This window comes from Pseudomonas sp. NBRC 111132, from assembly GCF_001320565.1.
In the GTDB taxonomy this organism is placed as follows: domain Bacteria; phylum Pseudomonadota; class Gammaproteobacteria; order Pseudomonadales; family Pseudomonadaceae; genus Aquipseudomonas; species Aquipseudomonas putida_P.
The window spans coordinates 1-14873 of the sequence record NZ_BCBI01000092.1; the positions used below are offsets into that span (position 1 = coordinate 1).

A 14873-nucleotide genomic window follows, 5' to 3' on the forward strand; every position below is an offset into this window, starting at 1 on the left:
CGTTATACCGCCAGCGCGCGCTCACGCAACTCGCTGTTGAGGATGCGGTCGTTCTCGCTGTAGTCGACCGGGCAGTCGATCACGTGCACGCCTGGGGTCTTGATGCAGTGTTCCAGCAGCGGCAGCAGGCCTTCGGCGCTTTCCACGCGGTGGCCATTGGCACCATAGGCTTCGGCGTATTTGACGAAGTCCGGGTTGCCGTAGTCCAGGCCGAAATCGGTGAAGCCCATGTTGGCCTGCTTCCAGCGGATCATGCCATAGCCGTCGTCACGCAGGATCACCACGGTGATGTGCATGCCCAGACGTACCGCAGTTTCCAGCTCCTGGCTGTTCATCATGAAGCCGCCGTCACCGCACACCGAAATCACCGGGCGGTCCGGGTGCACCAGGTGCGCGGCCATCGCCGATGGCAAGCCGGCGCCCATGGTCGCCAGGGCGTTGTCCAGCAGCACGGTGTTGGGCTTGTGCGCCTTGTAGTTACGGGCGAACCAGATCTTGTAGATGCCGTTGTCCAGGGCAACGATGCCTTCGGACGGCAGTACACGACGGATGTCGGCCACCAGGCGCTGCGGGTAGACCGGGAAGCGGTTATCGTCGGCGCCTTCGGCGATCTGTGCTTCGTTGGCTTCACGAATGGCCATCAGGCGGGTGAAGTCCCAGTGCGACGTGTCGTTCAGCGCTTCGCTGATCTGCCAAACAGCGTTGGCAATGTCGCCGATCACTTCAACCTGCGGGAAGTACACGGCATCGACTTCAGCGGAGCGGAAGTTGATGTGGATGACCTCGGTGCCGCCACGGACCATGAAGAATGGCGGCTTCTCGATCACGTCGTGGCCGATGTTGATGATCAGGTCGGCCGCTTCGACGGCGCGGTGAACGAAGTCACCCGACGACAGCGCGGCGTTGCCCAGGAAGCGCGGGTGGCGCTCGTCGACCACACCTTTACCCATCTGGGTGGTGATGAACGGGATGCCGGTCTTGTCGATCAGTTGCTTGAGGACCTTGGCGGTCATCTTGCGGTTGGCGCCTGCGCCGATCACCAGGATCGGGTTACGGGCGTTCAGCAGTTTCTCGACGGCTGCTTCGATGGCCACGTGCTCGGCCAGCGGGCGGCGGTGCAGGCTGCGCGGGATCGGCAGTGCATCAGTCTGCTCGGCGGCGATGTCTTCTGGCAGCTCCAGGTGTACCGCCCCCGGCTTTTCTTCTTCGGCCAGGCGGAAGGCTTCGCGCATGCGCGACGGGATGTTGTCGGCCGAGGCGAACTGGTGGGTGTACTTGGTGATGGGGTCCATCATGCCGCACACGTCAATGATCTGGAAGCGGCCCTGCTTGGACTTCTTGATCGGCTTCTGCCCGGTGATCATCATCATCGGCATGCCGCCCAGGTAGGCATAGGCGCTGGCGGTGACCAGGTTGGTGGCGCCAGGGCCGAGGGTCGACAGGCTGACGCCGGTCTTGCCGGTCAGGCGGCCGTAGGTGGCAGCCATGAAACCTGCAGACTGCTCGTGACGGGTCAGTACCAGCTTGATCTTCGACTTGCGCAGGGATTCGAGCAGGTCGAGGTTTTCCTCACCGGGAATGCCGAATACATACTCGACACCTTCGTTTTCCAGGCATTGCACAACGACATCGGCGGCCTTGGCCATTTGGGGTACTACCTCAAAATCTTTGTGGGATTGCAGATTTATTAAGCTGCGTGACTGAGATGTTGCAGGATGTCTCAGTGGCGCGCATCGTAGGCCCTCTGGTTAATAATAATAAATATATTGTTATGATGCTTAGCATCACAGTTCGTTATGAATGCAGCTCGCATGAAAGGTAGCACCCCTCAATGAACCTCAAGGCATTGCGTTGCTGTGTCGAAATCGTCCGGCAAGGCAGCTTCACCAAGGCCGCGCAGCACCTGCACATCGCCCAGCCAGCGCTGAGCATGGCCGTTACCCGGCTGGAAGAAGAACTGGGCGTCACCCTGTTCAACCGCACCACGCGCAAAGTGATCCTCACGGCAGAAGGCGAGCAATTTCTGCCACGCATTGCCTCGGCCCTGCGCGAGATGGATGTTGCCCGACAAGAACTGCGCGACATGGCCGACCTGAAGCGCGGCGAAGTGCGCCTGGGTATTCCGCCGATGTTCGGCCTGCACTACGTGCCCGGTTTGATGAACGCCTTCCGCCAGTTGTACCCAGGCATTGCCATGACCGTGTTCGAAGGCAGTGCCGAAGACATTGGCCATCGGCTGGAGCAGCGGGAAATCGACCTCGCACTGCTGGAGTCCCGGCGTGTGCCGCCGGACAAGGAATCGATCCTGCTGGGCAGCGACGAGATGCTGGCGTGCATGCACCCCGATCACCCCTATGCCGGCAAGGCTTTCCTCACCGCCGAAGACCTGCGTAATACCGACATGGTGGTGTTCGACCGCACCTTCGTGCAACGCCATCTGCTGGACGCGTTCTTTGCCGAGCATGGCATCACTTACCAAGTGGCGCTGCAGAGCAACTTCGTCTCGCTTGTGGTGCAGGCCGCATTGGACAACATGGGGGTGGCCACCCTGCTGCGCTCGGTGCAACAGCGCACGCCAGGCATCGTCGGTGTGCCCTTCCGGCCGGCACAGCAGATGAGTTTCCGCTTGTGCTGGCGCTCGGGGGAATACCTTTCGCTCGCCAGCAAACGGTTCATCGACTTTGCCGCGCAAACCCACTACCTGGAGCGATAACCGGCAGTTTTCAGGGCCAGATGCTCGATCACCTGCTCCACTGCGCGTCCCAGGCAGCCCTTGAAGAAGTGGTTGGCACCGGCATACACCGACACCGCCCGTTGGCCAGGGCCTGCCCATTGCAGCAGGTTGGCCAGCGGCGCCATTTCATCCCGTTCGCCATGCAGCAACAGGCAATCCGCAGGCACCGGCAATGGCTCGTAATAACGCCCGCCCGGCACATCACCCACCGGCAGCCCCAGCAATGCCACCGCCTGCAGCTGCCCTTCAAGCTCACAAGCCACACGCGCGAACACGTAGGCACCAAAGGAAAACCCGACCAGGGCCAGCGGCAGCTCTGGCAGTTCCCGGCTGAAGTGACGAATAACCGCAATGCAGTCCTGCGCTTCGCCGATGCCTTCGTCATGCGCCCCTTGCGTCTGTCCCACCCCACGAAAGCTCGGCCGCACCACTTGCCAGCCGGCTGCACATAACTGCCGTGCCAAGGTCAGCGGCACGATATGCCGTGGGCTGCCGCCCAGCAGCGGTTGCGGGTGGCTGACCAGCACCAGCCCCTTCGGTGCGCCAGCGGGGTAGTCGATCAACAGCTCGATCTGGCCGAGCGGCCCGTCGATGAGCAGTGGGTTACGCGGGGTGTCCGACATCGCAGTTGTCCTTGTGAACCGAATGTATGGCGCTTATTCACGCCGCTTGCCAAGCCTACATCCGTACTCACCCCTGCAAAAGGGCAAACGATCTGACAGGCATCCCGTTGCATATGTCAGGCTCATGCCCAAGCAAATGCAATTGGAAACAGCAGAATCATTGCAGTTCGCCAGGTTCTTGCCTGCGCTTCGCCTCCCTACAATGACCCCACAACAACAAACGAGCCCAGCTCCGTGAGGCACGCCCCCATGTACAGAGACCATATCGTCAAACCGCGCGCGACCGACAACCCGGCATTCATGGGTATGGCCGCCGCCGTGATCTTCGCCCTCGCCCTGCTCTACGGCGTGGGCGACGGTAGCCTGGCCCGGCTGATGGGCCCGATCGTGCTCGACCTGCAGGCACCGCTGATGCGCAACATCGCCGTGGCCGGCACCCTGGCCGTGACCCTGGTATTGAACGTGTTCATCCTTGGCCGCTTTCCGTTGCGGGCCCAGGTGATTACGGTCTGGTGCGAACTGTTGCTGTTGTTCCTGCTGTTTTTCGACACCTTCGACCTGTCCTACAGCTTCATCGCCACCAAGGTCGGTTTCATGATCACGCAAGGGGTGTTCACCACCGTCTACGTGTCCACCCTCTCGATCGCCATCGCCTTCGTCCTGGCGCTGCTGGGCGCAACCGCACGGCTGTCGTCCAACGGCTTCGCCATCGCCATTGCCAGCTTCTACACCTCGTTCTTTCGCGGCGTGCCGCTGCTGATCCAGATCTACCTGATCTACCTTGGTATCCCCCAGCTCGGCTATGTAGTCGGTGCCGTGCCGGCGGGGATCCTGGCGTTGTCGCTGTGCTACGGCGCCTACATGACGGAAATCTTCCGCGCCGGTATCAGCAGCATCCCGCGCGGGCAATGGGAAGCTTCGCGGGCGATCGGCCTGACCCCCTTCCAGGCCATGACCCGGGTAATCCTACCGCAGTCGATGCGGTTGATCATCCCGCCCACCGGCAACCAGTTCATCTCCATGCTCAAGGACAGCTCGCTGGTGTCGGTGATCGGTGTGTGGGAGCTGATGTTCCTCGCCCGCACCCAGGGCCGTGCGGAGTTTCGCCACCTGGAAATGTTGATCACCGCCGCCGTCTTGTACTGGGTGCTGTCGATCCTGCTCGAAGCCGTGCAGTCGCGCCTGGAAAAACGTTTCGACCGCGCCCATCGCTGATCGAGGAGCCCCATGATGAACCAACCTTTCACCCCCGGTATCGCCCAGGCCGCCATATCGATTCGTGGCCTGCAGAAATGGTACGGCGAGTTTCACGTGCTCAAGGGCATAGACCTGGAGATCGCCAGTGGCGAAATCGTGGTGGTCTGTGGGCCGTCCGGTTCGGGCAAATCCACATTGATCCGCTGCCTGAACCTGCTCGAAGACTTCCAGAAAGGCCAGGTGCTGATCGCCGGCAACCCGCTGGACCGCGACGCAGCCAGCGTGGCGGCTATCCGCCGCCAGGTGGGTATGGTGTTCCAGCAGTTCAACCTGTTCCCGCACCTGACCGTACTGGAAAACCTGATGCTCGGCCCGCGCCTGGTCAGCAAGCTCAGCGAGGCCCAGGCCCGTGCCCTGGCGCTGGAGTACCTGGACCGGGTGCGCATCGCCAGCCAGGCCGACAAGTTCCCCGGGCAGCTTTCCGGTGGCCAGCAACAACGCGTGGCCATTGCCCGCGCGCTGTGCATGAAACCACGCATCATGCTGTTCGACGAACCCACCTCGGCGCTGGACCCGGAAATGGTCAAGGAAGTGCTCGACGTCATGGGCGAGCTGGCCCAGGACGGCATCACCATGCTGTGCGTTACCCACGAAATGGGCTTCGCCCGCCGGGTGGCCGACCGCATCATCTTCATGGACCAGGGCCAGGTGATCGAACAAGGCCAGCCCAATGCGTTTTTCGACAACCCGCGCCACGCACGTGCCAGGGAGTTCCTCTCGCAGATCCTCAGTCATTGAGGCCTGTGTCTACCGCTGTGCCAACACCACAACAACAATTGCATGCCCGGAGACTTACCGAATGAACCCAGTCGCACGCTTGTTCGCACTCACCGCCGTTGCTGGCAGCCTGACCCTGATAGCCGGCGCCGCCTGGGCCGGTGCCACCCTTGACCGCATCCACCAGAGCAAGGTCATGAACGTGGCCACCGCCGCCAACTGGCCACCGCAGTCGTTCCTTGGCGAGGACAATACCCTCAAGGGCTTCGACATCGATGTAGCCAACGAGATCGGCAAACGCCTGGGCACCCAAGTGGCCTTCGTCACCCCCGAGTACGGCATCATCACGGCAGGGCGCTGGGCCAGCCGCTGGGACCTGTCGGTCGGTTCGATGACCCCCACCACCGAGCGTGGCCGGGTGCTCGACTTCCCGGCCATCTACTACTACACCCCCTACGTCTTCGCCGTGCACAAGGACGCCGCCGGGAGCAACACTGCCGACCTTAACGGCAAGACCATCGGCGTCGAGGCCGGTACCACTTCCGAGGACTACATCAACCGCCGGCTGAAAATCGACGCAGCGGATGTGCCAGCCTTCAGCTACAGCGTAGAGCCAGGCGAAGTGCAGACCTATGGCGACAGCATGGGCCCGCTGGACGACCTGCGCATGGGCAACGGCACCCGCCTGGATGCCACCTTGTCGGCACTGCCAACCGTCATGGGTGCGATCAAGGCTGGATACCCGATCACCCCCGTGCAGGGCAAGCCCGCCTACTACGAGCCACTGGCCATCGCCACCGACAAGGGCGACGACGCCTTCAACGCCGAACTGGCCAAGGCGGTCGAGGGCATGAAGGCCGACGGTACGCTGAAACAGCTGTCCGAGAAGTGGTACGGCGCCGACCTCACGCAAGTGCAGTAACCCCCAGACCCGCAGGCCAGCGCCCTTCCCTTGAAGGGCGTGCGGCACCCTCATGCCGCAAAACGTACAGCTCCCAGCAAAAGGATGACCCAGCCGATGTCCAGCTACAGCAATAACTACTACACCGGGACCATGCGCGCTGCCCCCCTGCGCCCGGCACTGACAGGTGAAAGCCGCGCCGATGTGTGCGTGATCGGTGGCGGCCTGGCAGGCCTTAGCCTGGCCCGCGAGCTGCTGATGCGCGGGCGCTCGGTGGTGTTGCTGGAGGCGGCACGGGTGGCCTGGGGCGCCTCCGGGCGCAATGGCGGCTTCGTGCTGCAAGGCTGGTCCGAAGGGCTGTCGGCGATCGAGCGGCGCTGCGGCAAGCAGACCGCCGCGGCGCTGTTCCGGCTGTCGCTGGAGGGGGTCGATATCGTCCGCGACACCATCGCCCGCCACCAACTGCCAGGCTGCGCGGCAACTACCGGCAAACTCAGCGTGGTGCGCTACGACGACGCCGACAACCTGCAGCGCACCCGCGACCGCATGGCCCGCGACTTCAATTTCGACATGGAGTACCTCGATACCCAGGCGCTGCGCAGCCGTCTGAACACCGACCGCTACTTCCAGGGGCTGCGTGATAGCCATGGCTTTCACTTCCACCCGCTGAACTACTGCCTGGGCCTGGCCGAGTTGGTCGAGCTGGCCGGTGGCCGCATACACGAACAATCGCCAATGCTGCGGGTGGAACGCAAGGCCGGCCACCATCGGGTGGTCACCGCCCAGGGGGCGGTCAGCTGCGGCGATGTGGTGTACTGCTGCGGCGGCTACGGCGGCCCTGAGTTTGGCCAGTTGCGCCGTGCGTTTCTGCCGATTGCCACGTACGTGGTGCTGACCGAGCACCTGGGTGAGCGCCTGCGCGATGTAGTACGTACTACAGACGCAGTGGGCGACAACCGCCGCGCCTCGGACTACTACCGCATCGTCGAGGGTGACCGCCTGCTGTGGGGTGGCCATATCACCACGCGCAACCTGCAGGACGAACAGCGCCTGGGGCAGTTGCTGACCCGTGACATCCTTAGCGTGTACCCACAACTGCAGGGTTTGAAAATCGCCAAGGCCTGGTCTGGGCTGATGGGTTACGCCCGCCACAAGATGCCGCACATCGGCCCTCTGGGCCCGGGGTTGTGGGCCTGTACTTCATTTGGGGGCCATGGTATGAACACCGCACCCGTGGGTGCACGGGTAATCGCCGAGGCAGTCTGTAACGAAAGTGACCGCTACCGCCTGTTCGACGCCTACGGCCTGGAATGGAACGGCGGGCCGTTCGGGCCAGCGGCGGCGCAAACGGTGTATGCCGGCCTGAAGCTGATGGACAAGTTCCAGGAAGCCCGCGCGCAGTACAACCACTAAGAACAATCACCAGGAACCACCATGGACGCCCTCCCACCCGGCGCGCTGTTCAAACTGACCGAAAAAGACCGGCAACTGTTGGCCTTGCTGCAGGCCAACGCCCGCGAGCCCACCGCCTCGCTGGCGCGCAAGCTGGGCGTGTCGCGTTCTGCGGTGCAGGAGCGCATCAACCGCTTGGAAAACGCCGGGGTCATCACCGGCTACAGCGTGCGCATCGACCAGGACAAGCTGCAGCAGGTGATCAACTGCTTCACCATGACTTCATGCAGCAACAAGAGCTACACCGACGTGATGACCACTTTGCGCAAGATGGACTCGGTGCAGGCGGTGTATGCGGTGTCGGGTGAAATGGACTTCATCATCCACCTGACCACCCACACGCTGGGGGAGCTGAATGCCGAGCTGACCCGCATCAACATGATCAAGGGCGTGACCCACACTGCTTCGCACATTGTCATGGAGACAAAGTTCAGCAAGAAGCTGACACTGTGATTGCCCCCGACACGCTGAATAGCCGTCCAGCGTCCTCGACGTTGCAGTCACAGATTGACTATGATCCCGCCTTGAACGTTTCAGCATGTTTCAATAGGGATACAGATGTCAGTCCAGGAACTCCCCCCGCTCGCCAGTAAAAGCACCGTCGCCAAGATGGAAGCCGCCATGGCGCTGGGCAGCTTCGCCATCGGCACCGGCGAATTCGCCATCATGGGCCTGATGCCCGACATAGCCAGCAACCTGCAGTTGAGCGAGCCACAGGTGGGCCATGCCATCAGCGCCTATGCATTGGGGGTGATGGTCGGCGCCCCTACCCTGGCGATTCTCGGTGCCAAACTGCTGCGCAAGCACATGCTGCTGCTGTTGATGCTGCTGTATGCCTTGGGCAACCTGGCCACGGCCTTCGCCCCCTCGTTCGGCGGCCTGGTCGCCTTCCGCTTCATCAGTGGCCTGCCCCACGGCGCCTACTTCGGCATTGCGGCTGTGGTGGCCTCGAGCATGGTGGCCAAAGATCAACGTGCAGGTGCCGTCGCTCGGGTGATGATGGGCCTGACCCTGGCCATGTTGCTCGGCAACCCGGTGGCCACGTTCCTGGGCCAGTATTTCGGCTGGCGTTCGGCCTTCGTGCTGGTCGGCGCGATTGCCCTGTGCACCATCGCCCTGGTCTGGCGTTTCGTGCCCCAGCGTCACGACGAAGTACGCAGCGACCCACGCAAGGAACTGCAGGCCTTTACCCTCCCGCAGGTATGGATGGCGCTGGCCATCGCTTCCATCGGCTTTGCCGGCATGTTCTGCGTGTTCAGCTACCTGGCGCCGACCATGCTGCAAGTGACCCAGGTCTCGCCGCAGTGGATTCCGTTCGGCCTGGCGGCGTTCGGTGTTGGCGGTATCGTCGGCAACATCGCGGGCGGCAAACTGTTCGACCGCCTGCAATTCCGCGCGGTGGGGCTGGTGTTGATGTGGTCGATTGCCGTGCTGCTGTTCTTCACCTTCGCCGCCCAGGCACTGTGGAGCCTGCTGCTGGGCATCGGCCTGGTGGGTACCATGATCGCCCTGGCCGCACCGCTGCAGATCCGCCTGATGGACATTGCTCATGAAGCGCCAAGCCTGGCCGCCGCGTCGAACCATGCGGCGTTCAACCTGGCCAATGCACTGGGGCCATGGCTGGGCGGCATGGCGATCACTGCCGGCATGGGCTGGACCAGCACCGGGTTCATCGGCGCGGCGACGGCGCTGGTTGGCCTGGGTATCTACCTGTTGGCACGGCGGATGAAAGGCGGCCACTGAAACATCCGGTCGTTAGGCCCAGCACTGCTGGCGCGCCAGCACCGAGGCGGCCGTTTCGCCCAACAGCTCGGCGTAAACGCCGGGGGCGGTGGCACCTTCGGTGTTGATGAAGAGAATACGGGCATTTCTACCGACCCCCAGGCTGGCGGCTGCGCCCGAGTCCTTGACCAGGCGGGCCAGCCCAGCCAGCCCGGCCACACCTGACTCACCCGCGATCAATGGAATGTCACGAACGCTGCCGGCTGACAGGCGGCGCATGGCGGCCACGGCCTCGTCGTCGCTGATGGTCATGAAACAATCGATGCTCGGCTCCAGGAAGCGCCATGCCAGGGGCGATGTCTCGCCACAGGCCAGGCCGGCCATGACCGAGTCCACCGAGCCAACAGCCCTGGCCGGCTTGCCAAGCATCGCACTTTGGTACAGGCAATCGGCCTGCTCGGGTTCGACCATGACAAACAGCGGGCGCTGCTCGCCGAAGTGTTCCCACAGGTAGCTGACGATGCCAGCTGCCAAGCCACCTACCCCGCCCTGCAGGAACACATGAGTGAACGGTGGCTGCCCGACGGTGGCTTCGATGATTTCCGCGGCGATGGTTGCGTAGCCTTGCATCACGTCGCGCGGGATCTCCTCATAGCCTTCATACGAGGTATCGGAAACCACGGTCCAGCCATTGCTCGCCGCCAGCACGGCGGCGTGCTCGACCGACTTGTCATAGTTGCCGGCAACCCGCACGATCTGTGCGCCGTAGGCGGCAATCGCCTGCTCACGCTCGATGCTGACATTGGCGTGCAGCACGATCACGCAGCGACAGCCTATGCTGTGTGCTGCTGCCGCCAGGCCTTTGCCATGGTTGCCATCAGTGGCACTGACGACGGTAAAGCCGGCCAGCAGATCAGCATAATGGCCCTCCAGCAACCCATGGGGCGCGAAAGGCTGTTCGGGGAAGGTTCGCAGAATCAACCGAACCAAGGCGATCGGCGCCCCAAGGGCCTTGAAGCTACCGAGCACCGAGCGCACCGATTCATCCTTGACCGACAGCTGGGCTATGCCCAGTTCTGCGGCCAGGTCAGGCAAACCGTACAGCGGCGTGGCCCCAGCATTCAGGCACGACCAACCGGTCAGCCACTGGCGGCTTTCTTCGGCCTTGGCAATGCTCATCACAGTTCGCAACGCTTGTGGGTATGGCTGGCGGCCAGCCTTGGGGTTGGAAACAAACATGCAGCACTCCGTTCTACAAGTATCAGCAAGCCCATGCCGCTGCAGCCAAACTGCCGTGGGCGGTTTTTTCAATGAATATCAGGTGTGGGCCAGGCGATGGCTCACGACATCCAGCAACACCTGCGCCCCCTGAACGAGGTGATCGTCAGCGGTAAACTCGCGCGGGTTGTGGCTGATGCCGCCCTGACTGGGCACGAAGATCATCGCAGCCGGCGCTATGCGGGCGATCATTTGCGCATCGTGCCCGGCACCAGAGGTCATGCGTCGGTGGCTGAAGCCCAAGCGCCGCGCCGAGGCTTCGATCGCATCGACCAGGCCGGCATCGAAGGCAACTGGTTCAAAGCGCACCAGGCGCTCCGTAGCGATGCTCACGCCTTCACGCTTGGCGAGGGAATCCAGGTATTGGCTCAGGCGGTTTTCGGCGTGAGCCAGGCAGGTTTCGTCCGGGTCGCGCAGGTCGACGGTGAAGGTCGCCTTGCGTGCAATGACGTTGATCAGGTTTGGCTCGAACCGCATGCAGCCGACGGTGGCCAGGGTCGTGCCAGAATCTACGGCCATGGCGCGCAGTTCGGCAACGATGGCACTGGCCACGAAACCGGCATCATGGCGCAGGTGAGTCGGTGTGGTGCCGGCATGGTTGGCATGGCCCAGCACCTCTACCTGCTGCCAGGAAATGCCTTGCAGGTTCTCGACCACGCCAATCAGGGTGTTCTCGGCCTCAAGGATCGGGCCCTGCTCGATGTGCAGCTCAAGGTATTCGTGCGGCACCACGGCCCCTGGCTGCATTGTGCCGGCATAGCCAATACGCGCCAATTCGTCGCCCAGCCGCGTGCCGTCGGTGCCAAGCGTATCCAGGGCCTGCTGCAACGATAGGCCACCGGCGTATACCAACGAGCCCATCATGTCTGGCTGGTAGCGCACGCCCTCTTCGTTGGTAAAGGCGCCAACGGTGATCGAACGCTCGGGCTGCCGCCCTGCCTCACGATAAGCACGTATCACTGCCAGCCCCGCCAGCACCCCGTAGCAGCCATCCAGGGCGCCAGCATTGGTGACGGTATCGATGTGCGAACCCATCATCAGTGGGCGCTGGGCACCGCTGTCAGTAGCTGAGCGCAACGTGCCGAAAATGTTGCCGATGCGATCGATCTGCACCTCGAGATCAAGCTCATGCATCCATTCAACCAGCAGATCGCGCCCAGCCTTTTCTGTATCGGTCAGCGCAATCCGAGTGCGTCCGCCGTGAATGGGGTCGACGCCTACTTGCCCCAGCGCACTGATTTGCTGCAATAGCAACGCGCCGTCCAATTGCAACGGGGTACTCGTATTCATCAACCGTTTCTCCTTGGGTGCCATGCCATGGCAGCGCACCCTGTTTGATCATGGGAGAATTCTATTCGGCGAAAGCGTACGAAAAACTTGATTTTCGACCTTTTCATGCACTTTCATTACGCTTTTCCAGCCTTTGGCGCTGCTTAGCAACGGAGATACCTTCATGCCCCTCGATCACTTCGATCTGGCCCTGCTCGAGGCCGTACAGCGCAATGCCGGGACGTCGCAGTTGGACCTGGGCACGCAGGTCAACCTGTCCTCGGCAGCGGTGAACCGGCGCTTGAAGAAAATGGCGGCCGACGGCGTGATCCGTGGAACGGTGGCACAGGTGGATGCCGTGCATCTGGGTTACACGCTGACCGTAATCACCGAGGTCGAAGTGGAGAACGAGCGGCTGGACCTGCTGGACGAGATGAAGCGCACCTTCCTCGCCTGCCCGCAGGTGCAACAGTGCTACTACGTGGCGGGGGAATGCGATTTCGTGCTGATCATGCTGGTGCGGCACATGGAGCAGTACACCCAGCTGACCCGTGAGTTGTTCTTCGAAAACAACAATGTCAAACGCTTCAAGACGTTGGTTTCGATGAGCAATGTGAAGACCGGCATGTTCGTACCGACGCTCACGGCTTGAGCCATTCAGGCCGCTTTACGGCCTCAATGGCTCAAGCCGGGCTTGCCTGTGGCAGTTCGATGCGCACCCGCAGACCACCAGTGGCGGCGGCCTGTGCAGTGATACTACCGCCGTGCAGGGCAATGGCCCGCTGGGCGATAGCCAAGCCCAGGCCGAAACCATCACCATCGCTGTCGGCACCCCGGTCGAACGGCTCGAAGATCCGCGGCAGGCGCGCCGGATCTACGCCCGGCCCATGGTCGCTGACACAGACCTGAAACCATTGCCCACCCGGCGCCATAGCGGCCTCCACCAACACCTCAGTACCAACTGCGGTGTAGCGCACCGCGTTGCGGATGATGTTCTCGAGCGCCCGGTACAGCAGTTCTTCATGACCGTGGATGAGAAACGCACCCTGGGCTTGCAAAGACACCTGGCACTGCTTCATGCCGGCCTCGAAGCGGGCGTCTTCGACGATCTGCGCCAGCAGCTCCACCACATCCACGCTGGCAAAGTCGCTATCGCCCTGGCGAGCCTGGGCGCGGGCCAAGGTCAACAACTGCTCGATCAGGTCATCCATGCGCCGCGATTCGCGCTCCACCCGCTCCAGCATGTCGTGCCGGTCGGGCTGCTGGCGCATCAGGCCAATGGCAGCATGCATGCGCGTCAGCGGTGAACGCAGTTCGTGGGAAATATCGTGCAGCAGGTTCTGCTGCGCCTGCACCAGTGCCTTCAGCTGACCGGCCATGCGGTCGCAGTCCTCCGCCAGCTCGACGATCTCGTCGCGGCGCTTGCCCAGCCTGGGCTTTACCCGCACATCGAAGCGGCCCTGGGCTACCTGGCCCATCGCCTCACGTAACCAGGCCAGCGGGCGAGTCAGGTACAAGCTGCACAGGAAGGCGAACAGTGCACTCATCAGCGTGCCGGTAAACAACGGGCCCATACCACGCGGGCGCGGTGGCTCGCCAAGCACCGTGGCCACCGAAGCACGTAGCACCAGCGGGCCACCTTCACGGTCGCTCAACGCCTGCTCGAAACGCGCCACCGGCACCGCTCTGCCGGCCAGCAACTGGCCTTGGCTGTCGTAAAGGCCCACCTGTACATCGGGCGGTTGCGGTGATACCTCAAGCAGCTGTCGGCCTGCCTGCTCGCCGTAACGCTGCAACAGCTGCAGTTCGGTGGCCAGCAGCGAGCGCAGCGCCGGCGTATCGCCACGCCAGTCATTGAGCATGAAAGCGCCCGCCCCCACCAGGAAGGTCAGGCAGTTGGCCAGCCAGAACGCCAGAAACAGCTTCCAGAACAGGCGCCGGCGCATCATTCGACGATCAACATGTAGCCCATGCCACGCACGCTCTGGATCCAGCTGCTGCCGTCGGCGCGCGGGCCAAGTTTTTGCCGAATGCTGCTGACATGCACGTCGATACGCCGGTCGTAACGGGTCAGCGGCCGGCCCAGGGCATTAAGCGAAAGGTCCTGCTTGCTGACCAACTGGCCAGCCTGACGGGCCAATGCCTCCAGTAGGCTGAACTCGGAGCCGGTCAGCTCCAGCGTAGCGTCGCCCCAGTGCGCCTCGCGTCGGCCCGGCCACATTTCCAATGCCCCGGTGCGTAGCTGTTCGGGCGCACTGGCCTCGCCCATCTGCTGTGGCTGTACCCGGCGCAGAATCGCCCGCAGACGTGCCACCAGTTCCCCCGGGGAACTGGGCTTGGGCACATAGTCATCGGCCCCCAGTTCAAGGCCGGCAATGCGGTCGATGTTGTCGCCACGGGCGGTCAGCAGCAGCACCGGCACCTGGCTGCGTGCACGCACACGGCGCAGCACTTCGATACCGGAGATACCGGGCAGCATCACGTCCAGCACCACCACCTGGTAGTTACCGGACAGCGCCTGGGCCTCGCCCTCTTCACCGGTGTCCACGGCCGTGGCCTGGAAGCCTTCGCGCGCCAGGTACAGAGAGAGCATTTCAGTCAGTTCGCGGTCGTCGTCGACCAGCAGCACAGGGATCATCAGGGCCAGATATCGCAATTGCAGGGGCCGTAATGATCACCCTGCAGGCGGGCACTGTCACCGCCGGCCGGTCGGACTTTACACATCTTTACCCTCGGCTAACCGCGCCGTACACAGCCCGCCCGTATCCTCATCGCCCGCTGCATGCGGGTTGCCCGCACGTGCTGCACTCCGAATCCGCTTGTCTGGAACCCCCGATGAACTACCCGCGCCTGTTGCTCTCCATCCTGTTGCTGAAAGCCACGCTGGCCCAGGCCTCCCCCTTCAGGATCGCCGACATCC

The 14873-nt window shown here is 62.9% G+C and carries 14 protein-coding genes and 1 pseudogene; 9 read left to right on the forward strand and 6 right to left on the reverse strand.

Annotated features, from left to right (window positions below):
* Positions 1–2: 2 nt before the first annotated feature.
* Entirely contained in the window at positions 3–1646 is a 1644-nt protein-coding gene (locus tag APH35_RS26860; RefSeq protein ID WP_012272225.1) for an acetolactate synthase large subunit, read from the reverse strand.
* A 185-nt stretch (positions 1647–1831) separates the two neighbouring features.
* Here APH35_RS26860 and APH35_RS26865 point away from each other — a divergent pair, with 185 nt between their 5' ends.
* Complete coding sequence (locus APH35_RS26865) at positions 1832–2713, forward strand: LysR family transcriptional regulator (protein WP_012272224.1); 882 nt, start codon at positions 1832–1834, stop codon at positions 2711–2713.
* On the opposite strand, the gene APH35_RS26870 is transcribed toward APH35_RS26865, so the two are convergent.
* Positions 2698–3357, reverse strand: coding sequence for an alpha/beta hydrolase (locus APH35_RS26870; RefSeq protein ID WP_060515782.1), 660 nt, complete (start codon positions 3355–3357; stop codon positions 2698–2700). The genes APH35_RS26865 and APH35_RS26870 overlap by 16 nt on opposite strands.
* A 249-nt stretch (positions 3358–3606) precedes the next feature.
* Here APH35_RS26870 and APH35_RS26875 point away from each other — a divergent pair, with 249 nt between their 5' ends.
* The 6 genes from APH35_RS26875 to APH35_RS26900 all read left to right on the forward strand — a co-directional run bounded on the left by APH35_RS26875 (position 3607) and on the right by APH35_RS26900 (position 9427).
* A complete protein-coding gene (locus APH35_RS26875; protein WP_012272222.1) occupies positions 3607–4572 on the forward strand; it encodes an amino acid ABC transporter permease in 966 nt (321 codons plus the stop codon).
* A gap of 15 nt (positions 4573–4587) precedes the next feature.
* Complete coding sequence (locus APH35_RS26880; RefSeq protein WP_081337075.1) at positions 4588–5352, forward strand: amino acid ABC transporter ATP-binding protein; 765 nt, start codon at positions 4588–4590, stop codon at positions 5350–5352.
* Between the two features lie 61 nt (positions 5353–5413).
* Positions 5414–6253, forward strand: coding sequence for an ABC transporter substrate-binding protein (locus APH35_RS26885; protein WP_060494587.1), 840 nt, complete (start codon positions 5414–5416; stop codon positions 6251–6253).
* 96 nt (positions 6254–6349) lie between these two features.
* Positions 6350–7645: an NAD(P)/FAD-dependent oxidoreductase gene (locus tag APH35_RS26890; protein ID WP_060494588.1), complete on the forward strand. Its 1296-nt coding sequence runs from the start codon at positions 6350–6352 to the stop codon at positions 7643–7645.
* Positions 7646–7666: 21 nt separating this feature from the next.
* Entirely contained in the window at positions 7667–8137 is a 471-nt protein-coding gene (locus APH35_RS26895) for an Lrp/AsnC family transcriptional regulator (RefSeq protein ID WP_012272218.1), read from the forward strand.
* Positions 8138–8242: 105 nt separating this feature from the next.
* Positions 8243–9427, forward strand: a complete 1185-nt coding sequence (locus tag APH35_RS26900; protein ID WP_012272217.1) for an MFS transporter — start codon at positions 8243–8245, stop codon at positions 9425–9427.
* Positions 9428–9439: 12 nt separating this feature from the next.
* Here the strand turns inward: APH35_RS26900 and APH35_RS26905 are convergent, their stop codons facing one another.
* Together APH35_RS26905 and APH35_RS26910 are read right to left on the reverse strand one after the other, a co-directional pair.
* Positions 9440–10645 carry a diaminopropionate ammonia-lyase gene (locus APH35_RS26905; protein ID WP_012272216.1) on the reverse strand — a complete coding sequence of 402 codons (1206 nt, stop codon included), beginning with the start codon at positions 10643–10645 and terminating at the stop codon, positions 9440–9442.
* A gap of 78 nt (positions 10646–10723) precedes the next feature.
* Positions 10724–11974: a Zn-dependent hydrolase gene (locus APH35_RS26910; RefSeq protein ID WP_060494589.1), complete on the reverse strand. Its 1251-nt coding sequence runs from the start codon at positions 11972–11974 to the stop codon at positions 10724–10726.
* Between the two features lie 163 nt (positions 11975–12137).
* On the opposite strand from APH35_RS26910, the gene APH35_RS26915 reads away from it, so the two are divergent.
* Entirely contained in the window at positions 12138–12605 is a 468-nt protein-coding gene (locus APH35_RS26915; RefSeq protein WP_012272214.1) for an Lrp/AsnC family transcriptional regulator, read from the forward strand.
* 31 nt (positions 12606–12636) lie between these two features.
* Here the strand turns inward: APH35_RS26915 and APH35_RS26920 are convergent, their stop codons facing one another.
* Both APH35_RS26920 and APH35_RS26925 read right to left on the reverse strand, forming a co-directional pair.
* Complete coding sequence (locus APH35_RS26920; RefSeq protein ID WP_060515783.1) at positions 12637–13902, reverse strand: HAMP domain-containing sensor histidine kinase; 1266 nt, start codon at positions 13900–13902, stop codon at positions 12637–12639.
* Complete coding sequence (locus tag APH35_RS26925) at positions 13899–14591, reverse strand: response regulator transcription factor (protein WP_060515784.1); 693 nt, start codon at positions 14589–14591, stop codon at positions 13899–13901. The genes APH35_RS26920 and APH35_RS26925 overlap by 4 nt, the downstream gene beginning before the upstream one ends.
* A 32-nt stretch (positions 14592–14623) precedes the next feature.
* Between APH35_RS26925 and APH35_RS29560 the strand changes: the two are divergent.
* Positions 14624–14873 (forward strand): annotated as a pseudogene (locus APH35_RS29560) (hypothetical protein); the annotation flags it as partial.